Origin of the sequence: Streptomyces laurentii (assembly GCF_040635425.1) — a bacterium.
Classification (GTDB): Bacteria; Actinomycetota; Actinomycetes; order Streptomycetales; family Streptomycetaceae; genus Streptomyces; species Streptomyces laurentii.
Genome location: NZ_JBEYHT010000001.1, coordinates 78,634 through 98,005, shown reverse-complemented (window position 1 = coordinate 98,005; position 19,372 = coordinate 78,634). Strand labels below are relative to the sequence as shown.

18 protein-coding genes and 2 tRNA genes are annotated in these 19,372 nt (G+C 72.1%); 7 read left to right on the top strand and 13 right to left on the bottom strand.

The annotated features are described in order from the left end of the window. The first annotated feature begins 168 nt into the window (after positions 1 to 168). Positions 169 to 492 carry a DMT family transporter gene (locus tag ABZ693_RS00450; protein ID WP_359871708.1) on the top strand — a complete coding sequence of 108 codons (324 nt, stop codon included), beginning with the start codon at positions 169 to 171 and terminating at the stop codon, positions 490 to 492. Here ABZ693_RS00450 and ABZ693_RS00445 read toward each other — a convergent pair. Then, a complete protein-coding gene (locus ABZ693_RS00445) occupies positions 384 to 1,052 on the bottom strand; it encodes a TetR/AcrR family transcriptional regulator (RefSeq protein WP_359871706.1) in 669 nt (222 codons plus the stop codon). The two genes, ABZ693_RS00450 and ABZ693_RS00445, sit on opposite strands and share 109 nt — an antisense overlap. A gap of 130 nt (positions 1,053 to 1,182) precedes the next feature. Here ABZ693_RS00445 and hisN point away from each other — a divergent pair, with 130 nt between their 5' ends. The 3 genes from hisN to ABZ693_RS00430 all read left to right on the top strand — a co-directional run bounded on the left by hisN (position 1,183) and on the right by ABZ693_RS00430 (position 3,237). Next, on the top strand, positions 1,183 to 1,992 hold the full coding sequence (hisN, locus tag ABZ693_RS00440; RefSeq protein WP_359871704.1) for a histidinol-phosphatase: 810 nt from the start codon (positions 1,183 to 1,185) through the stop codon (positions 1,990 to 1,992). Between the two features lie 239 nt (positions 1,993 to 2,231). Beyond that, positions 2,232 to 2,618: a CBS domain-containing protein gene (locus tag ABZ693_RS00435; RefSeq protein WP_359871702.1), complete on the top strand. Its 387-nt coding sequence runs from the start codon at positions 2,232 to 2,234 to the stop codon at positions 2,616 to 2,618. A gap of 193 nt (positions 2,619 to 2,811) precedes the next feature. Continuing rightward, entirely contained in the window at positions 2,812 to 3,237 is a 426-nt protein-coding gene (locus tag ABZ693_RS00430; RefSeq protein WP_359871699.1) for a Fur family transcriptional regulator, read from the top strand. A gap of 154 nt (positions 3,238 to 3,391) precedes the next feature. Here the strand turns inward: ABZ693_RS00430 and ABZ693_RS00425 are convergent. From ABZ693_RS00425 to ABZ693_RS00410, 4 genes are all read right to left on the bottom strand, one after another. After that, a tRNA-Met gene (locus ABZ693_RS00425) sits at positions 3,392 to 3,465 on the bottom strand. Positions 3,466 to 3,528: 63 nt separating this feature from the next. After that, complete coding sequence (locus ABZ693_RS00420; RefSeq protein ID WP_359871697.1) at positions 3,529 to 5,577, bottom strand: SEL1-like repeat protein; 2,049 nt, start codon at positions 5,575 to 5,577, stop codon at positions 3,529 to 3,531. A 204-nt stretch (positions 5,578 to 5,781) separates the two neighbouring features. Further along, positions 5,782 to 5,855 (bottom strand) — tRNA-Met (locus ABZ693_RS00415). 72 nt (positions 5,856 to 5,927) lie between these two features. Next, a complete protein-coding gene (locus ABZ693_RS00410) occupies positions 5,928 to 8,981 on the bottom strand; it encodes a UPF0182 family membrane protein (protein ID WP_359871696.1) in 3,054 nt (1,017 codons plus the stop codon). A gap of 155 nt (positions 8,982 to 9,136) precedes the next feature. Here ABZ693_RS00410 and ABZ693_RS00405 point away from each other — a divergent pair, with 155 nt between their 5' ends. Continuing rightward, positions 9,137 to 9,697 carry a PPA1309 family protein gene (locus ABZ693_RS00405; RefSeq protein WP_359871694.1) on the top strand — a complete coding sequence of 187 codons (561 nt, stop codon included), beginning with the start codon at positions 9,137 to 9,139 and terminating at the stop codon, positions 9,695 to 9,697. Positions 9,698 to 9,812: 115 nt separating this feature from the next. Here the strand turns inward: ABZ693_RS00405 and ABZ693_RS00400 are convergent, their stop codons facing one another. From ABZ693_RS00400 to ABZ693_RS00385, 4 genes are all read right to left on the bottom strand, one after another. After that, positions 9,813 to 10,901, bottom strand: coding sequence for a YlbL family protein (locus tag ABZ693_RS00400; RefSeq protein ID WP_359871692.1), 1,089 nt, complete (start codon positions 10,899 to 10,901; stop codon positions 9,813 to 9,815). 57 nt (positions 10,902 to 10,958) lie between these two features. After that, on the bottom strand, positions 10,959 to 11,192 hold the full coding sequence (locus ABZ693_RS00395) for a hypothetical protein (RefSeq protein WP_359871690.1): 234 nt from the start codon (positions 11,190 to 11,192) through the stop codon (positions 10,959 to 10,961). Positions 11,193 to 11,408: 216 nt separating this feature from the next. After that, positions 11,409 to 11,870 (bottom strand): molybdenum cofactor biosynthesis protein MoaE, encoded by a 462-nt coding sequence (locus ABZ693_RS00390; RefSeq protein WP_359871688.1) that lies wholly within the window; start codon positions 11,868 to 11,870, stop codon positions 11,409 to 11,411. Positions 11,871 to 11,948: 78 nt separating this feature from the next. Then, complete coding sequence (locus ABZ693_RS00385) at positions 11,949 to 13,058, bottom strand: SDR family oxidoreductase (protein ID WP_359871686.1); 1,110 nt, start codon at positions 13,056 to 13,058, stop codon at positions 11,949 to 11,951. Between the two features lie 279 nt (positions 13,059 to 13,337). On the opposite strand from ABZ693_RS00385, the gene ABZ693_RS00380 reads away from it, so the two are divergent. Further along, positions 13,338 to 14,807 carry a zinc-dependent metalloprotease gene (locus tag ABZ693_RS00380; RefSeq protein WP_359871684.1) on the top strand — a complete coding sequence of 490 codons (1,470 nt, stop codon included), beginning with the start codon at positions 13,338 to 13,340 and terminating at the stop codon, positions 14,805 to 14,807. Continuing rightward, a complete protein-coding gene (locus ABZ693_RS00375; RefSeq protein WP_359871682.1) occupies positions 14,804 to 15,337 on the top strand; it encodes an NUDIX hydrolase in 534 nt (177 codons plus the stop codon). Before ABZ693_RS00380 ends, ABZ693_RS00375 begins: the two co-directional genes overlap by 4 nt. 136 nt (positions 15,338 to 15,473) lie before the next feature. Here the strand turns inward: ABZ693_RS00375 and ABZ693_RS00370 are convergent, their stop codons facing one another. From ABZ693_RS00370 to ABZ693_RS00355, 4 genes are all read right to left on the bottom strand, one after another. Next, positions 15,474 to 16,229, bottom strand: coding sequence for an AIM24 family protein (locus ABZ693_RS00370; protein WP_359871680.1), 756 nt, complete (start codon positions 16,227 to 16,229; stop codon positions 15,474 to 15,476). Between the two features lie 19 nt (positions 16,230 to 16,248). Beyond that, entirely contained in the window at positions 16,249 to 16,929 is a 681-nt protein-coding gene (locus ABZ693_RS00365) for an AIM24 family protein (RefSeq protein ID WP_359871678.1), read from the bottom strand. 13 nt (positions 16,930 to 16,942) lie between these two features. After that, complete coding sequence (locus ABZ693_RS00360; RefSeq protein WP_359871676.1) at positions 16,943 to 18,592, bottom strand: TerD family protein; 1,650 nt, start codon at positions 18,590 to 18,592, stop codon at positions 16,943 to 16,945. Between the two features lie 114 nt (positions 18,593 to 18,706). Then, a complete protein-coding gene (locus ABZ693_RS00355; protein ID WP_359871674.1) occupies positions 18,707 to 19,282 on the bottom strand; it encodes a M48 metallopeptidase family protein in 576 nt (191 codons plus the stop codon). Positions 19,283 to 19,372 lie beyond the last annotated feature (90 nt).

The following is a 19,372-nucleotide window of genomic DNA, read 5'->3' as shown; positions in this document are numbered from 1 at the left end:
CCGGCGCGTTCCGGGGGCCTTGTCCGGCCGTTGTGGTGGCGCAATCGCGCACGTTTGCGGGCTGCCACCGCTGGTAAGTGCATAATCGCACCAAGTGAGTCGAGTGAGCTGTGTGAGCCACCTGATTCGAGTGGCGATGCGGTCACCGAGGCGTGGGAGGCACTGACGATGGCGTGGCTGCTGGTGGTGGTCGCCGGACTCCTGGAGACGGGCTTCGCGGTCTGCCTGAAGCTCTCGCACGGCTTCACCCGCCTGTGGCCGACGATCGCGTTCGCGGCCTTCGCGCTCGGCAGCTTCGGCCTGCTGACCCTGGCGCTGCGCCGGCTCGATGTCGGTCCGGCCTATGCCGTGTGGACCGGGATCGGGGCCGCCGGGACCGCGATCTACGGCATGGTCTTCCTCGGCGACGTGGTCTCCACGCTCAAGATCGTCTCGATCACGCTGGTGATCGTGGGCGTGGTCGGACTCCAGCTCTCCGGCTCCGCGCGCTGACCGTCCCGGCCCGCCGCGCCCCCGGCGCCCGCCCGGCTCCACGGCACGGCCGGAGCCACGACATGGCTGAGCGCCAGCCGTACCGCGATCTCGCAGCCCCCCGCCCACCGCTCCCCCGCCGCCGCCGCGACCGCCGCGACCAGTTCGCCGGGCGCCGGCGGCCCCTCGTCGGCCCGCCGCTGGGCGGGGACGGGCGCGGTCCGGGCGCCGGCCCGGACCGGCCGGGGGCGGGGCAGCCGGTCGCTCCAGGCATCGGTGAGCAGGGCCCGCAGCAACGGACGCTCGGCGGCGCGCACGACCGTCCACTCGGCGACGGCCGCCAGATTGCGCGCGGGCGGGGCGGGTACGGCGAGCAGCCGCCGGACACCCTGCAGATACGCGTCGGCCTCCCGCCGGGCCAGCGCCCTCGCCAGCCCTTCCTTGCTGCCGAACTCGTTGTAGAGGGTCTGCCGGGACACCCGCGCGTCCCGCGCGACGTCGGCCATCCGCACGGCGGACCAGGGCCGGTGCACGAGCGCGCCGAGCGCGGCGACGAGCAGGGCCTCACGGGCAGTCGGCATGAACGCCTCCGGAACGTCTCGTGAACCGTCCCCCGGAACGTACGGATCCACCGCTCAGCGTCGGCAGCCGGCCACGCGCTGTCAAGGTCCCCGGCCAGAGGGGGGGCTCTTCGGGGGATAGAGTTCCCGCATGGCCGATTACCACGACGATCTGCGTCTGGCCCATGTCCTCGCGGATGCCGCGGACGCGGCCACGATGGACCGGTTCCAGGCACTCGACCTCAAGGTCGAGACGAAGCCCGACATGACCCCGGTGAGCGAGGCCGACAAGGCCGCCGAGGAGCTGATCCGGGGGCAGCTGCAGCGCGCCCGGCCGCGGGACGCGGTCCTGGGCGAGGAGTACGGGGTCGAGGGCTCGGGCCCGCGCCGCTGGGTGATCGACCCCATCGACGGCACCAAGAACTACGTGCGCGGGGTGCCGGTCTGGGCGACCCTGATCGCGCTGATGGAGGCCGGGGAGACCGGCTTCCAGCCGGTGGTGGGCGTGGTGTCCGCGCCCGCGCTCGGCCGCCGCTGGTGGGCGGCGAAGGGCCTCGGCGCGTACACCGGCCGCAGCCTGGCCTCGGCGTCCCGGATCAAGGTGTCGCAGGTGGAACGCCTGGAGGACGCCTCGTTCGCGTACTCCAGCCTCAGCGGCTGGGAGGAGCGCGGCCGGCTCGACGGCTTCCTCGACCTCACGCGCGCCTGCTGGCGTACGCGCGCGTACGGCGACTTCTGGCCGTACATGATGGTCGCCGAAGGCGCGGTGGACCTGTGCGCGGAGCCCGAACTGTCGCTGTGGGACATGGCGGCCACGGCGATCGTCGTCCAGGAGGCCGGCGGCACCTTCACCGGACTCGACGGCCGGCACGGCCCGCACAGCGGAAACGCGGCGGCGTCCAACGGCCTGCTCCACGGCGAGCTGCTCAGCTACCTCAACCAGCGCCCGGCCGAGGACTGATTTTTCGAGGCCGGCCGGCTCCGGGCCTGTCGTACGACCCTTCAGGCCCGGGGCGCCCTTCCGGCTCCCTCGCCCCGGGCCGGTCCCCGACTCCCCGGGGCAGCCGCCCCCCGAGTGCTCCCGGGGTGCTTCGCGCGCCCCCTTGTCGGCCCTCTCGCCTGGTGCGACTCTGAGGCTCCCTTCACTTGTGAACTTGTGAACGGGTTCCCGAAAGCCTCGAATCGGGGGTGGTTCCCTCCATGTTCGTCCGCGACGCCATGAGTACCGCGATCCTCACCATCGGCCCGGCCCACACTCTCCGCCAGGCGGCCCGTCTGATGTCGGCGCGCCGCGTCGGCTCGGCCGTCGTCCAGGACGGCGACTCGGGCGGCTTCGGCATCCTGACCGAGCGCGACATCCTCGACGCCATCGCCATCGGCCGCGATCCCGACCTGGAGACCGCCGACGCGCACACCACCCGGGACGTCGTCTTCGCGGCGCCGACCTGGACCCTGGAGGAGGCCGCGGAGACGATGACCCGCGGCAACTTCCGCCACCTCGTGGTGCTCGACGGCCACGGGCCGGTCGGCATCGTCTCCGTCCGCGACATCATCCGCTGCTGGGTCCCGGCCCGGCTGGCCGCCTGACCGACGCCCTGCACCCGCACGCCTCCCCGGGGTGCGGGCACAGGGCGTCAACCTCGTAAGGTCCCATCGGCCACCCGAACGCGGGACGCCATCCACCGCCCGACGCGCGCTTCTGGACCGAGTCCAAGTCGAACTTGTATCCAAAATCACACCGATTCAGGGCAGGTCTCGCTCGACTGTTAGGCTGACCCTCATGAGTGACCTGCTGGAACGACTGCGCGGCCGCGGATGGCGGATGACCGCGCAGCGTCGCGTCGTGGCCGAGGTGCTCGACGGAGACCACGTGCACCTGACCGCCGACGAGGTCCACTCGCGCGCGGTGGAGCGGCTCCCCGAGATCTCCCGGGCGACCGTCTACAACACGCTGGGCGAGATGGTCACGCTCGGTGAGGTGATCGAGGTCGCCACGGACGGCCGCGCCAAGCGGTACGACCCGAACGCGCACCGCCCCCACCAGCACCTGGTCTGCGCCCACTGCGGCGCGATCCGCGACGTGCACCCGGCGGGCGACCCGCTGGCCGCCCTGCCCGACTCGGAGCGCTTCGGCTTCATGGTCTCCGGCGCCGAGGTCACCTACCGCGGCATCTGCCCGAGCTGCGCCACCTCGGCCGCCGCCTGATCCCGCACCCCGGACGACGTACCGACAAGACATGAACGAAGGCCCCCGCCGACACGGCGGGGGCCTTTCTCGTCCGCATATGCCTTGTCCACGCAGGCCCGGACAACGGCGAAGGCCCGGATCGTCTGCACGATCCGGGCCTTCGGCTACTGAGTAGCGGGGACAGGATTTGAACCTGCGACCTCTGGGTTATGAGCCCAGCGAGCTACCGAGCTGCTCCACCCCGCGTCGGTGAACACAACCTTACGGGACCGCTCGGGGCAGAGCAAATCCGATACGGGGTGACCTGCATTACGCGGTGAGTTCCTGGTGCAGCGCCTCGCTCAGCCGGGCCGCGCGCTCCGCCACCTCGGACGGACCCAGCTCCACCGCGCGGTCGCACCAGCGGCGGCCCTCGGTCAGCTCGCCGCGCCGGGCGGCGAGCAGGGCGAGCCGGAGCGCGGCGCGGCCGTGGCCGGCGTGGGCGGCGCGGGTCCACCACAAGGCGGCCTCCCGCTCACCGCCCTCGCGGGCCAGCAGCAGCCCCAGGTTGAAGGCGCCGTTGCGGGAGCCGGCCTCGGCCGCCTCCCGGTACCAGCGGGCCGCCTCCGCGATGTCGCCCCGGTCGGCGGCGAGCATGCCGACCCGTACCTGGGCGCGGCGGTGGCCCTGTCCGGCGGCCCGCTCGTACCACTCCTCGCACTCGGACTTCTCGGCACGCGGGGCGCCGAGCACCACCGGGCCGGGGGCCGGGCGGCGCGCGTCGAGGACCGTGGCGAGCCGGTACGCCGCCTCGGCGCTGCCGCCGCCCGCCGCGCACCGCAGATGCCGCTCGGCGCCCCGCTCGTCACCGTCGCGCAGGCAGGCGATGCCGACCTGGAGCGCGGCCTCGGTGTGCCCGGCGGCGGCCGCGCGCTCGTACCAGGTGAGCGCGTTGCGGTCGTCGTCGCGGCCGGCGTAGAGGATGCCGAGGTTGAAGGCGGCGTCGACGCTGCCGGCCTCGGCGGCCTTGGAGAACCAGGGCTCGGCGCCGTTCGCGTCGCCGGCCTGGAGCAGCAGGACGGCGAGCGCGTTGGCGGCCTCGCGGTGCCCCGCGTAGGCGGCGCGGCGGTACCACTGCTCGGCCTGCGTGACGCGCTCCTGGGCGGCGCAGAGCAGCCCGAGGTTGTACGCGCCGTTCACGTCGCCCGCGTCCATGGCCGCGCGGTACCAGCGCTCGGCGGTCTGCTGTTCGCCGCGGGCGGCGTGCAGCGCGCCGAGCGCGTTGGCGGCGTTGCCGTCACCGTCCTGGGCGGCCCGCAGCCACCACACGGCGGCGCTCTCCTCGTCGCCCGCGTCGCGCAGCAGGAAGCCGAGCGCGCAGGCGGCCTTGGACTCGCCGTCCTTGGCGGACATCAGGTACCAGCGGCCGGCCTCCTTCAGCTCGCCGCGCTTCTCGAGGATCGCGCCGAGGTGCAGGGCGGCCTTGCGGTGGCCGCGCGCGGCGGCCTGCCGGAACCACGCCTCGGCCTCGGCGAGCCCGGTCGCGAGCCCGCGCCGCCGGGCCGCGGCCACGGTCCCGGTCGCCGGCATCGCCATGGCCATCGCGAGCGCGCCGGCTTCGCTCGTACGGGGCGCGAACGTCGCACCGGTTTCACCGCCGGGGGTGACGGTCGTCCGCAGCCGGGTCCCGGTGCCGACGGGCTCGTTCCCGGAGCCGTACGCGTGCGGGCCGCCGATCTGCTCCGTCGCCCGGCGCTCCAGCACGAGGGCGAGGCGGAAGGCGGCCTCGCGGTGGCCCTGCTCGGCGGCGGCGCGCAGCCAGCGCTCGGCGCCCACGTCGCTGCGGTGCTGCAGGAGTTCGGCGAGCGCGTACGCGCCGAGGGCGTGGCCCTGCTCGGCGGACTGGCGCAGCCAGTACTCGGCGGCGGGCTCGTCGCCGCGCTCGCGGTGGTGCCGGCCGAGGGCGTGCGCGGCCGGTGCGGAGCCCGCGACGGCGGCGACCCGCCACCAGGCCGCGGCCTCGTCCGGGTAGCCGCGCTGGTGCAGCAGCACACCCAGGTTGTTGGCGGCGGCCCGGTCGCCCTGGGTGGTGGCGGTCCGCAGGAACGGCTCGGCCCCCTCCAGGTCCCCTCGGCGCAGCAGCATCGCGCCGAGGACGCTCATGGCGGCCGCGTCGCCCTTCTCCGCGGCAAGCCGGTGCCGGGCCTCGGTCTCGGCCTCGGTCTCGTGGTCGGTCACCTGGTCTGCGGCGGTGGTGCTGCCGGCGTCCGCATCGACGGCCCCCGCGGCCTCGATGATCTCGTCTGCGGCGTTATCGGCACGCCGCTGCACAAACCGCCCTGTCTCCAACAGAGTTGCCCTGTCCCCCATAAAAACCATCGTCGCACCACCCGCAACCCGCGTACACCTGGTATACCGCAGCCCGTGAGGTCACTTCAGCGTTTTGTCGACATGCCCACAGAGAGACAAGTGAAACACGTTTGGCACCAACTCGCCTCTCTCGTACCGCCTTTTGGGGGACGCGACCTGTCCGGGAACGCACCGAGGGCCCGAATCCAAATGGATTCGGGCCCTCGACTTCAGTAGCGGGGACAGGATTTGAACCTGCGACCTCTGGGTTATGAGCCCAGCGAGCTACCGAGCTGCTCCACCCCGCGTCGGTGAACAAACAGTATCACGACGCGGGACGGAGCCTGGCCGGCGGTCGGCCGGCGACGGTCGGCCGCCGGTCAGTCGCCCGCCTTCGCGGACGGGTCGGCCGACGGGTCCGGCGAAGGCGTGCTCGGCACGGCCTCGTTCGCCTTCTTCGGATCCTTCGGGGCGTCCTTCGGAGCGTCCGCCTTCGGGGCGTCCGCCTTCTGACCGCCGGCGCCCGCGTCGCTCTTCAGCTGCGCTCCCGCGTCGGCCGCGCGCTGGAGCGCGTCCTGCAGGGCCGCCTGGGCCTTGCCGTACGCGTCCCAGTCGGGCTTGCGGAGCGCGGCCTCGGCGTCCTCGTACGCCTTCTGGGCGTCCGCGATGGCCTGCTTGAGCTTGGCGTCGTTGGTGGTCGCCTTGGGCGGGGTGGTGGTGCCCGGCGGCTGCGTCGTCGGCGGCGGGGTGACCCCCTCCGTACCGAACACCGAGTCGAGCGCCGCGGCGAGGTTGTCCTCGAAGACCGTGACGTCCTTCGTGGTGCCGCCCTTGGGCTGGTCCGCGTCCACGTACGACACCGCGACCTTCTTCATCAGCGGGTAGTGCGCGTTGCGGCCCTGCGCGTACACCGGCTCCACGTACAGGAAGCCGCCGTCCAGCGGGACCGTGAGCAGGTTGCCGTACTGGATGTCGGAGTCGGCGCCCTTCATGTCACGGACGAAGTTGGCCACCGCCGGCAGACCGTTGAGCTTGTTCTGCACCTGCTGGGGGCCGGGCACGTCCTCCGTGACCGTCAGCAGTCTTATCCGGCCGTAGTCCGTGCTGGTGGCGTCGGCGTCGACCGCCATGAACGCGCCCAGGTTCGGGCGGCCGTTCGGCGTGAAGGTCGTCGTCAGCGAGAACCGCTGGTCCTGCTCCCCGGGCATCTTCATGCTCAGGTAGTACGGCGGGACGGCGGTGCCGGCCTTGTCGGTCGGGTCGTCCTGCACCTGCCAGGCGTCGGAGCCGCTGTAGAAGCGCTCCGCGTCCTCGACGTGGTAGCGGGTGAGCAGCTCGCGCTGGACCTTGAACATGTCCTGCGGGTAGCGCAGGTGCTCCAGGAGCTCCGGCTTGATCGCGTCACGCGGCTTGACCGTGTCGGGGAACGCCTTCATCCAGGTCTTGAGGACCGGGTCCTTGGTGTCCCACTGGTAGAGGGTCACCGTGCCGTCGTACGCGTCGACGGTGGCCTTCACCGAGTTGCGGATGTAGTTGACCTGGTTCTGCTGGGCCATCACCGCGCGCTGCTGGTTGCCGACCGTGAGCGCGTCGGCGGTGGTCTCGCCGAGCGTCGTCCGGGAGGCGTACGGGTAGCCGTTGGTGGTGGTGTACGCGTCGACGATCCACTGGATGCGGCCGTCGATGACCGCCGGGTAGGCGTCGCCGTCGATGGTCAGCCACGGCGCGACGGCCTCGACGCGCTCCTTGGGCGTGCGGTTGTACAGGATCCGCGAGCCGTCGCCGATGGCGCCGGAGTAGAGGATCTGCGGCTCGCTGAACGCGACCGCGTACGCCGCCCGGTTGAAGGTGCTGGAGAGGCTGACGCCGCTGTTGCCCTTGTAGCTGGTGGTCCGCTCGCCCTTGCCGTCGTAGTCGAGCTCCTTCTGGGGCCCGCCGACGATGGAGTACTGGTCGGTCTTCTCGCCGTAGTAGACGCGCTGCTCGTACGTCGGGAGCATCCCGCTCGTCGGCAGCCCCTGCTCGGTGAAGACCGGGGAGCCGTTGGCGTCGGTCTGGGTGCCGGTCGCCATGATGGCGCCGTACCCGTGCGTGTAGGTGAAGTGGTCGTTGATCCAGTTCCGCTTCGGGATGCCCTTGATGTTGAGCTCGCGCAGGCCGACGACGGTGTCCTTGCCGTCGTACCGGTCGACGTCCAGGGTCAGCGGGAACTGGTAGTACTTCCGCTTCTGCTCCAGCTGCTGGAACGTCGGCGAGACGATGTTCGGGTCGATCAGCCGGTACGCGGCCGCCGCGTCGGCGTCCGTGCGCAGCTGGTCCTTGGCCTTGACCGTGGACTTGCCCGAGTACTCCTCCGGCTTGGTGGAGGCGATGTCGTAGGCCCGGCGGGTCGCGTCGATGTTCTTCTTGATGTACGGCGCTTCCTTGGCCTGCTCGTTCGGCTGGACCTGGAACTTCTGCACGATGGCCGGGTAGAGGCCGCCGATCAGGATCGCCGAGAGCACCATCAGGCCGAAGCCGATCACCGGCAGCTGCCAGGTGCGCCGCCACAGCGTCGCGAAGAACAGCAGGGCGCAGATGACCGCGATGCAGAAGAGGATCGTCTTCGCCGGGAGATAGGCGTTGGCGTCCACGTAGCGCAGGCCGGTCCAGTTGCCGGCCGCCTTGAAGTCACTGGACTTCACCGCGAGGCCGTACCGGTCGAGCCAGTACGCGACGGCCTTCAGCGTGACGAAGACGCCGAGCAGCACCGACAGGTGGCCGGTCGCGGCGCCGGTCGCGCGGGCGCCCGGGCTGGTGACGCGCAGCCCGCCGTACAGGTAGTGCGTGAGGGCCGCGGCGATCAGCGACAGCACCGTGGCGCCGAAGCCGAAGGCCAGCAGGAAGCGGTACCAGGGCAGATCGAACGCGTAGAACGACACGTCCAGCTTGAACTGGGGGTCCTTCTCGCCGAACGAGACCCCGTTCACCCACATCAGCCAGGTGCGCCACTGACCGGAGGCGGAGGCTCCGGCGATCAGGCCGATCACCGCGGTGACGGCGAGCAGCAGCCACTTCCGGAACGGCGCGATCCCCATCCGGTACCGGTCGAGGCTCTGCTGTTCCTGCGACATCGCGCTCAGCGGCGGCCGCAGCCGGTACGCCAGCCAGATGTTGAAGCCGACGGCGACGGCCATGAGCAGGCCGAAGACCAGGAAAAGGCCGATCTTGGTCCACAGGGTGGTGGTGAACACCGACGAGTAATGGACGGAACGGAACCAGAGCCAGTCCGTCCAGAATCCCGCGAACATCACGAAGACCATGAAAAGCACGGCCAGGACGCCCAGGGTCATCAGGAGCGTACGGGCGCGCCGGGACGGCCGGCCGACCCTCATCCTCGGTCCGGACGGCCCCGACGGACCCCTGCCGCCTCTGCCGCCTCCGCGGTCCGGCATCTGGAAAGCCAACGTACGCCCCTTGAAGTTGATGCGAGAGATGCGTCGATCTCCGTGCACAGAACAGGCTCCGCGATCGTAGAGCCCACTGATGCAACTTACTGAGGCTTTACCTAGTTCCCGACTTTCGGGAAAGAGGAGGCAGGATATTGGTCATGTCCAACGTTTCCCCCTCCGGCCCTCCGATGGCCGCGAGCCCCCTCACCCGCGCGGTGCTCGAGATCGACGACTACGCCTCGGGCCTCGGCTGGGACCGTCCGGCCCGGCTCTTCGCCCTGGTCGACACCGCCCGGCTGCGCGCCTCCGCGCCGTCGGTCGCCCGCCAGCTCCCCGGCAAGGACGGCGAGTCCGCCGCCGCCGGCTACACCCCGATCGAGCAGGACCAGCTGCCGGCCGGCAAGGCCCTGGACGAGTTCCTGGGCACCATCGCCTGGCCGGACGCCGTGGCCGGCTGCGCGCTGACGGTGGAGCGGCTGATGCTGCCGCCGTCGGCCGAGGCGTCCGTGCCGAAGGGTCTGAACGAGGCCGGGCTCGCCAAGTGGGTGGCCCGGCACCCGGACCGCCAGGAGGTCCGCATGACGGTCGCCGTGCTGCGCAACGGCGCGCGCGAGGCCGCGATCCGGCTGCGCGAGAAGGACTCGCCGACCGAGGTGCTGACGGGCCCGGACCTGGTGCCCGGCCTCGCGGACGCGCTCGCGGCGACCTTCGAGTCCTGAGGCCCGGGGTCCCGCGGCCCCGAGGCGGGTGACGGTACGGGTACGGGGTGGTCGCCCCGGACCCGTACCCGCGCCGTACGCGCCCCGTACCCGCGCCGTGCCCGCGCCCGCTTGCTCAGCCCTTGGAGCAGCTGGGCAGGGCGGCCGTGTCGCCCGTACGGAGCTTCTCCAGGGAGTTCCGGGCGTCGTCGATGGTGTTCACCTTGACGAGCGTGAGCCCGGCGGGGATGTCGGCGGCGGCCGCCGCGCAGTTGTCGGCCGGGGTGAGGAAGTAGCGGGCGCCCGCGTCGCGCGCGCCGACCAGCTTCATCTCGATGCCGCCGATCGGACCGACCTTGCCGGCGTCGTCGATGGTGCCGGTGCCGGCGATGAACTTGCCGCCGGTGAGCGCGCCCGGGGTGAGCTTGTCGACGATGCCCAGCGCGAACATCAGGCCGGCGCTCGGGCCGCCGACATCGGCGAGCTTGATGTCGACGGTGAACGGGAACACGTGGTCGGTGCCGGCCTGGATGCCGACGATGGCCCGGTCGCCCTCCTCCGACTTCGCCGTGGTGAGGACCACCTGCTCGGTGACGTTCGCGTCCTTGTGGGCCTTGGCCGCCGCGGCGGCCTCCTTGGCCGGGGTGATGGTGAAGGCCACCCGCTGGCCGGGCTTGTGCTTGGTGACGATCTTGGCCACGTCACCCGGCGCCTTGATCGGTGTGCCGTCCACGGCGCGGATCACGTCGCCCGCGTGCAGCTTGCCCTCGGCGGGGGTGCCCTTGACCACGGTGGCGACGACGACCCGGGAGGTCACCGGGATGTCCAGCTCCTTCAGGGCGGCCACCTTGGCGCTCTCCTGGGACTGGCTGAACTCCTCGGCGTTCTCCTGGCTGGACTGCTCCTCGGTCTTGCCGTCCGGGTAGAGCGTCTCGTGCGGGACGATCACGCTGTCGTGGGCCAGCCACTTGTAGACGGCCTCGATCGCGTTCATCTTGTAGTCCGCGCTGGTGACCCGGACCGTGGTCATGTTGAGGTTGCCCGTGGTCGGGTACGTCTTCTGTCCCGAGATCTGCAGCACCGGCTCGCCACGCGCCTCGCCGAGGGTGTTCACCGTGGGTCCCGGGCTCATCTCCGAGTAGGGCACCGGGATGAGTACGCCGACGCAGAGCAGCGTGATCAGGATCAGGGTGGAGGCGAGCATCGTCGCGGTGCGGCGTGGCATGGAACGACAGTACGGGACCTGCCTGTGTGCGCACTCCCGGGGCGGGCCGTCCGAGGCTCAGCCGGTGCCGGACGTCGCGGCCTCACGTTCCGGCAGCGCGGAAGCGGAGGCGGGATCGGCGAAGGGGTGGGGATCCGAGGGGCGGGACCGCTCCATGGCGTCCCGGAATCGCGCGTAGCCCGCGAGCTCGGCGACATCCCCGATGGTCTTGTTCCGTGAAGCCCAGCTTCCCCATATCGCCGCGCCGACGACTGCGAAAACCGGAATCAGCAACCAGGCCAGCGCTGCCATCCCGACCTCCCATCCCCAGTGATCCCCAGTGAGTTGATCAGCAGACTATTCATCCGCATCCTCAACGCTGCTGCCTGGGGGTCGGTTACGCAAATCGGGCGTTCGACTACGACGTGGCGGCGTGGCGTCTTGCGCGACGCCGAATCCCCTGACCCTCTCCCGGGGTCGAGGTGTCAGCAGGCGCCGTCCCCCTCCCCCGGTCTCCGGGTCGAGGTCTCAGCAGGCCCCCACCCACTCCTCTGTGCCGTCCGAGAAGCTCTGGTGCTTCCAGATCGGGACCTCGTGCTTGAGGTCGTCGATCAGCCGGCGGCACGCCTCGAAGGCCTCCGCGCGGTGTGGGCACGAGACGGCGACGATCACCGCGAGGTCGCCCACCCTGAGGTCCCCCACCCGGTGGACGGCGGCCAGGGCGCGGACCGGGTGGTTCGCGGCGACCTTCTCGGCGACGCGGCGCAGCTCCTGCTCGGCCGTGGGGTGGCAGGAGTAGCCGAGCGCGTCGACGTCCGCGCCGCCGTCGTGGTTGCGCACCGTGCCCACGAACAGGGCGATGCCGCCCGCGGCGTCGTCACCGACCGCGCGGAACACCTCGTCCAGCGAGAGCGGCGTGTCACGGATCGCGAGGAGCTTGATCGGGTCGTCCGCCGCCCGCTCGCCGGGGTGGTCATGCCTGTCTGCCATACGCCCATCGTGCCGTACCGCTCGGACAACCCGTCACCGTGTTCCCCGCTTGTCGCCCCGGCCCTCCGGAGGAGGGGCCTAGAGGCCGCGTCGCTTGCGCATCTGCCGGACCAGCGCCGCCGTGCCGAGCAGTGCCACCGTGGCGCCCGCCGCGCCCGCCGCCGTGGCGTCCTTGCGGCCGAGCCGGCGTCCCGCGACCGTGTGCCGGCCCTCGACCTCCTCCAGGAGAGCGGCCAGCACCTCCTCGTTGGTCCACTGCGGCCGCCAGCCGGCGTCGTGCAGCCGGCTGACGCTGACCACCCAGGGGTGCATGGTGTAGGCGAGGTCGCCGGCCGGGGACGGGGTGAGGCCGATCCGGTGCAGCCGGGCCGCCGCGCCGAGGGCGACCGCCGAGGGCAGCTCCATGCGCCGGATCCCGGACAGCTCCTCGACCTGCTCCTGCTCCAGCCAGCCGTCGCAGCCGACCGCGAACTCGCCCTCGACCTTGCCCAGGGCCGCGTACTCCAGCGCGCTGACCAGGTCCTCCACATGGCAGAACTGCCAGGTGGGCCGGGATCCGGCGACGACGAGCAGCCGCGGCGACTCGAAGTAGCGGGTCAGCGCCGTGTCCGTACCGCCGACGAGGACCGCGGGGCGGACCACGGTCACGTGCAGGCCGGGGTGGGCGCGCGGGGCGCGCCGGGCCAGGCGCTCGATCTCCAGGAGGTCGCCGACGCCGGTGGCCTCGGCCGTGGCGCGCAGCTCGGCGTCCTCGGAGAGCGGGATGTCGTTGTCGGCCAGCGCGCCGTAGACCATGGCGGAGGTGCACAGCACCACCCGGTGCACCCCGGCCGCGGCGGCGGCCGTGAGCACGGTCTGGGTGCCGCGTACGTTGTACGCGGTGCGCGCGGCCGGGTCGGTCTCCAGGTCGAGGTCGACCGCGAGGTGCACGACGACGTCGGCGCCGCGCAGCTTCTCGGCGATGGCCGGGTCGCGCACGTCGAGGATGTGCCATTGCGCCTCGGGGACCTCCCCCCGGCGTTCGTCGATCGCGACGACCTGCTTGACCTCGTCCGATGCGGCAAGGCTCCGGGTCAGCAGGTCACCGACCCCGGACGCGGCACCGGTGACCGCGACGACGGGGCCGCGCGCGGCGGACCGGGTGGACGGGTTTCGCGCTGCGCGAACCTGAGATTCTGGGGAACTCACCGGGCGTCTCCAGCGGTTGTCTTCAGTACGTACGCGTATGACGTGTGCGTACCAGGTGGCGTCCATCCTGCCCCAGGCCCCGGCCCGGCGGAGCACCGAGCCCTGATCCGGTGCGGATGTCGCGGTGGTTCGCCGGTCCGACGAGCCCGGCGTGCCCGGCGAGCCCGGCCCGGCCGGGCCACCACCGCCTACGCTTGGTGGTGTGGAGTCGGGGAGGCGAGCCAAGCCGAGAGCCCGCCACCGGCAGGAAGCCGGTGGCCTTACGAGCCGAGGAAACCTGTGAGTGACACCCCATTCGGATTCGGCCTTCCGCCGGAGGAGCCGGAGAACGGCGACGAAGGCAAGAAGAAGGACCCCGCCGGAGGTGGCCAGGGGTCCGGTGGCCAGGGCGGCGGCAATCCGTTCGGGGCGAACCCGTTCGGCTTCGGCGGCCTGCCGGGCATGGGCGGTGCCGGCCAGGGCGACGCGGACAACCCGTTCGCCGCGATGTTCGGCTCGCTGAACCCGCAGGACCTGGGCGCGGCCTTCCAGCAGCTGGGCCAGATGCTCAGCTACGAGGGCGGCCCGGTCAACTGGGACATGGCGAAGCAGATCGCGCGCCAGGTCGTCGCGCAGGGCACCTCCGACGGCACCAAGGACGAGAGCGTCGGCCCGGCCGAGAAGGCCGCGGTCGAGGAGGCCGTGCGGCTGGCCGACCTGTGGCTGGACCAGGTGACCTCGCTGCCGTCCGGGGCGAACACGGCCGTGGCGTGGAGCCGCGCCGAGTGGGTCGAGGCGACCCTGCCGGCCTGGAAGCAGCTGGTCGACCCGGTCGCCGAGCGGGTCGGCGCGGCGATGGGCGAGGTGCTGCCGCAGGAGATGCAGGCCATGGCGGGCCCGCTGATCGGCATGATGCGCTCCATGGGAGGCGCCATGTTCGGCCAGCAGATCGGCCAGGCCGTGGGCGTGCTCGCGGGCGAGGTCGTCGGCTCGACGGATGTCGGTCTGCCGCTCGGCCCGGCCGGGCGCGCGGCGCTGCTGCCGCTGAACATCGCGGCCTTCGGCAAGGACCTGGGCGTCCCCTCGGACGAGGTCCGGCTGTACCTGGCCCTGCGCGAGGCCGCCCACCAGCGGCTCTTCGCGCACGTGCCGTGGCTGCGCTCGCACCTGTTCGGCGCGGTCGAGGGCTACGCCCGCGGCATCAAGGTCGACACCTCCAAGCTGGAGGAGGCGGTGGGCCAGCTCGACCCGTCGCACCCCGAGCAGCTTCAGGAAGCGCTCCAGCAGGGCATGTTCCAGCCGGAGGACACCGCCGAGCAGAAGGCGGCCCTGGCCCGCCTGGAGACGGCGCTCGCGCTCGTCGAGGGCTGGGTGGACGCGGTCGTGCACGAGGCCGCGAAGGCCCGGCTGACCTCGGCGGACGCGCTGCGCGAGACGCTGCGCCGACGCCGGGCGACCGGTGGCCCCGCCGAGCAGACCTTCGCCACCCTGATCGGTCTCCAGCTGCGCCCGCGCCGGCTGCGGGACGCCTCGCGCCTGTGGGCCTCGCTCACCGACGCGCGCGGCATGGACGGACGCGACGGCCTCTGGGAACACCCGGACATGCTGCCGACGGCGACCGACCTGGACGACCCGGACGGCTTCGTCCACAGCGAGCAGCCGGACTTCTCCGAGCTGGACAAGATGCTGGGCGAGGCGGCGAAGGGCGATGCCCCGGGCCGTACCGAAGGCGACGAGCGGGGCGAAGGCAAGGACGACACCGAGAAGTGAGCCCGTACGACGACGCGGTCCTCGTGCTCAAGGAGTACGAGGACCAGCCGGAGCTTCGCGATGTCTATCTGGCGCACCTCGCCGAGCACCCGGACGGCATGTACAAGCCGTGCCCGGCCGGGCACGTGACGGCCAGCGCGCTGGTGATCGATCCCTCGCGGGGCCAGGTGCTGCTGACGCTGCATCGGAAGCTGAACATGTGGCTCCAGATGGGCGGCCACTGCGAGCCGGGCGACGCGACGGTCGCGGCGGCGGCGCTGCGCGAGGCGACCGAGGAGTCCGGCATCGCCGATCTGACGCTGCTGCCGGGCGGCCCGGTGCGGCTCGACCGGCATCCGATCCCGAACGCGTGCCAGTGGCACCTGGACGTGCAGTACGCGGCGCTCGCCCCGGCCGGGGCCGCGGCGACGGTCAGCGACGAGTCGCTGGACGTGCGCTGGTTCGGCTACGACGAGGTCGCGGACGTGGCGGACGCCTCGGTGGTGCGCCTGGTGGAGCGGACCCGGGCCCGGCTCGCGGCACGCGCGTAACGGACGACGCGGAGCGGACGACCCGTAGCGGACGCGCGGCGGACGGCGTGTGACCGGCCACGCGAGCGGTCAGCGGTAAGGGGCGGTCTCCCTTGGGAGGCCGCCCCTTACGTGTGTCTCTTCGCGCGCGGACGCGTCAGCTCCAGACGTTGCCCTGGTTCTGGCCGTGCGCGCCGTTCCCGCCGACGCCGTACTGGGCGGCGATGCCCTGCCCGATGGCGGCGTTCTGCGGCGGCATGACCTCGCTGGGCTGCACCAGGGCGAAGCCCGTGCCGAGGAAGCTGAGCTCCCAGCCCTCGCCGGTGTCGCCGCGCCGGCGGCGGACCGAGGCGTTGTGCGTCTGGGCCTGCATCTGCACCCGCAGACCGCTGGACCAGGCGACGATCGCGTCGGCGTCGGCGCTCACGTACTTGTCCGGGGTGACCTGCATCATCAGCGGCTGCCCGGAGGTCATCAGGGCGACCTTGCCGCGGCCGGTGATGTTCAGCTGGTACTTGCCGGTGCCGGAGACCCCGTACTGGCTGTCCACGGCGATGACCTCGGTGTGCAGCGTCGAGTCCAGGGCGAGGACGTAGGCGCTGTCGACGGTCATGCCGTCCTGGTCGACGTCCACGACGTGGATGTACTGCGCGAGGTTGGCGAAGTAGACCGTGCCCTGCCCGAAGCAGCGCATCAGGTCGAGGCCCTCGCCGGTACGGGAACGGGTCCGGCGCTGGTTCGAGGACTGGTACTCGCCGTCGAAGTCGACGAGGCCCTGGTAGGCGACCATCGCGCCCTTGCGGGCGAGGATGTCGTCCTGGCCGGCCAGGGAGACCCGCAGCAGCTGCGGGTTCTGCACGACGTAGCGTTCCTGGCTCTGCTGCTCTGCGTGGTTGAAAAGCGGGCTCTGCATGATGTGTTCTCGCTCCCCCTCAGCCCCGGACCCGCAGGCGGTCGGAGCTGTCCTCACTCGGCTGTACGACGACGATGCCCTGGCCCGAGAAGGCCATCTGGTAGGCCTCCCCGCTGCCGCGCCCGATGAGGGAGCCGGCCTTGAAGCTGCGCTTGCCCTTCACCTTGAGCGTGGGCGACCAGGCGACGAGCGCGTCGGGGTCGACGTACGTCTCGTCCTCGCCCCGGCCGCAGTCGACGACGACCGGCGTGCCGCGCGAGGTGAGGGCGACCCAGCCGGTGCCGGCGATCTGGACGTTGAACATGCCCTGGCCGGCGAACTTCGCCAGGCCCTTGACCCGCTCGACGCCCCACTGGAGGTGCGCGTCGAAGGCGAGCAGGTTGCTGCCGTTGACCGACAGGGAGTCGTTGTTCAGGTTGATGACGACGACGTCGGCGCCGTAGTCGGCGAGGTAGAGCAGTCCGTCGCCGGTGCACTTCATGATCGGCGCGCTCTCGCCGGTCAGCCACTCCTTGGCGTGCTGGCGGAGGGCCGGCGGGTTCGGCTCGTAGGAGACGAAGCCCTCGTAGGCGACCATCGAGCCGGTGCGCGCGTACAGGTCCTGGCCGGTGGCCATGGCGACCTTGAGCATGGCGGTGCCGTGGTTCTCCATGCGCGCGGTGACGGGGGTCGGGGCGAAGCCCGCGAGTTGCTGGTTCATGTTCCGGGCTCCCTCAGACCTCGTAGGGCTGGACGACGATGAAGTTGCCGGGGGCGCCCCGGAACTGGAGGTTCACGGTCTCCCCGCTGTGGCCCGGGTAGGCGTTGCGGCGCAGCCGGACCTGGCTGGAGAGGATGACCTGGGACGCGGCCGACCAGGCGACGACGGCGTTGCAGTCGGCGAAGGTGGTCGGGGTGACGGGCAGCACGACGGGGACACCGTGGGTCTTCACCACGACGGTGCCGGTGCCCTGGAACAGCATCGTGAACAGGGCGCCGCCGGGGATGCCGTGGCCCTCGATACGGCGCACCTCGTATTGGAGCGACTCGTCGAAGGCGAGCACGTTCTCGGCGGAGACGCAGATGCCGTCGCCCTGGAGCTCGATCGGGTGCAGATGGGCACCGTTCTCGGCGAGGAAGACCTGGCCGCGTCCGGTGCAGCGCATCAGCTGCATCTCCTGGCCGGTGGCGTTGCCCACGATGCGGCCGGCGAAGCCGGCGCCCTTGTAGGAGAAATCGACCTTGCCCTGGTACATGACCATGGAGCCCTGCCGGGCCAGCACGGGGTTGCCGCCCATGGCCAGGTCGACCCGCATGAGCTGCTGGTTCTGCGGGGTCCAGCGGGCGCCGGTGGCGGCTTCCTTGTACGGCGCGAGCGCGGCGGCGAGCCCGGCGCCGGCGGCCGGGGCGCCCTGCGGCACACCGCCGCCGTACGAGGGCTGCGGTGGGACCTGGCCGAACTGCGGCTGACCGTACGGGGCCGGGGCGGGCTGCCCGTAGGCGGGCGCGCCGGGCGGCGGGGTCGCGCCGGGCGCGTGGCCGAAGGCCGGGGGCTGCGGCTGGCCGAAGGACTGGGGCATCGGCGGCTGGCCGTACGCACCGGGCGCGGGAGCCGGAGCCGGTGCGGGGGCCGGGGCGGGGGCCGCGGGCTGGGGTGCCAGGGGCGCGACCATCGTCGGCGCGTTATGCATCGGGGCGGGCGGCACCGGAGTGGGCGCCGGGGCCGGCGGGGCACCGAAGGCGGGCGCGGGAGCCGGGGCCGGTGCGGGAGCCGGGGCCGGTGCGGCGGGCGCGCCGAAGGCCGGCGGGGCGAAACCGGGGGCCGGGGCCGCGGCCTGCGGCGCGGCGGGCTCCTCTTCGGCGACCTCGCCGCCGAAGTTCTTCAGGAGCGCGGCCAGACCGCCGTCGAAGCCCTGGCCGACGGCGGCGAAGCGCCAGACGTCCTTCAGATAGAAGTCGCCGAGCATGACCGCGCGCTCGGTGGAGAACTCCGCACCGGTGAAGGCGTAGCGGGCGACCTCTTCGCCGCCCGCGACGATCCGGATCCAGCCGGGGCCGACCTGCGACATCTGCCCGGCACCGTCGATGGTGGCGGTGAAGGACAGCTTCTGGATCCGCGCCGGGATCCGGTCCAGGGTCACCCGGAAGGACTCGGTGTCGCCGGCCTGCGCGCCGAGGAGCTGAATCGACTCCTCCGGCGACTTCGGCTGGTTGAAGAACACGAAGTAGCGGTCGTCCGAGAGCCGCTCGTCCGCGTCCAGCCCGAAGCAGCTGATGTCGAAGGTCAGGCCAGGCGCCGCGATCCGCACGCCCACGTACAGATCCGTGCCCGCCGTCAGATCACTGATCTTGGCCTTGTGGCCGCGTTGGAATTCCCTGGCCATATGCGACGACCGTCCCCCGTCCAGAAGAGCGAATGCGTCGCGCCAGGCTAACGGCTTGCCGTGACATCCGGGCAGGGCGGCAGCGGTCTGGTACGAAATCGACGCATGCCGCCGTCACTCCTCGCGGGCACCCGGCAGTTGCGGCAGCCGGGCGGCCTCGGCCACGCCCTCCAGATAGCCGCGGGCCCGCTCGGTGCGGGGGTAGGCGTCCAGGAGCCGCCAGAAATCGGGGCCGTGGCCCGGCACGAGCAGATGGGCGAGCTCGTGGCAGAGCACGTAGTCGACGACGTACTCGGGCATGCCCTGGAGCCGGTGGGACAGCCGGATGCTGCCCTCGGAGGGGGTGCAGGAGCCCCAGCGGGTGTTCTGGTTGGTGACCCAGCGGACGGAGGCGGGGCGGGCCCGGCCACCGAAGTACTGGCCGGACAGCCGCTCGGCGCGCTCGGTCAGCTCCCGGTCGCCGAGGACGCTCTTGCTCTCCTGGGCCGCCAGCTTGTCCAGCATGACGGTGACCCAGCGGCGCTCCTCCGCCTCCGACATCCGGGCCGGGATGAGGACGATGGTGCGGTCGCCCTCGCGGTAGGCGGAGACGGTCCGTCTGCGGCGGGAGCTGCGGCGGACCTCCACCGCGCTCGCCCCCGGAACGCGGGGCGCTGTGCTGGTCAGGCTGGGCTGTGGGTCGACGGGCACGCCTCCGACGTTACCGGCTGGGCGGCGGCGAGTCCCGCACCATTCGAATGATTAATGCCTCGGCCTGTGGACAACTTTCCGCACGGCTCG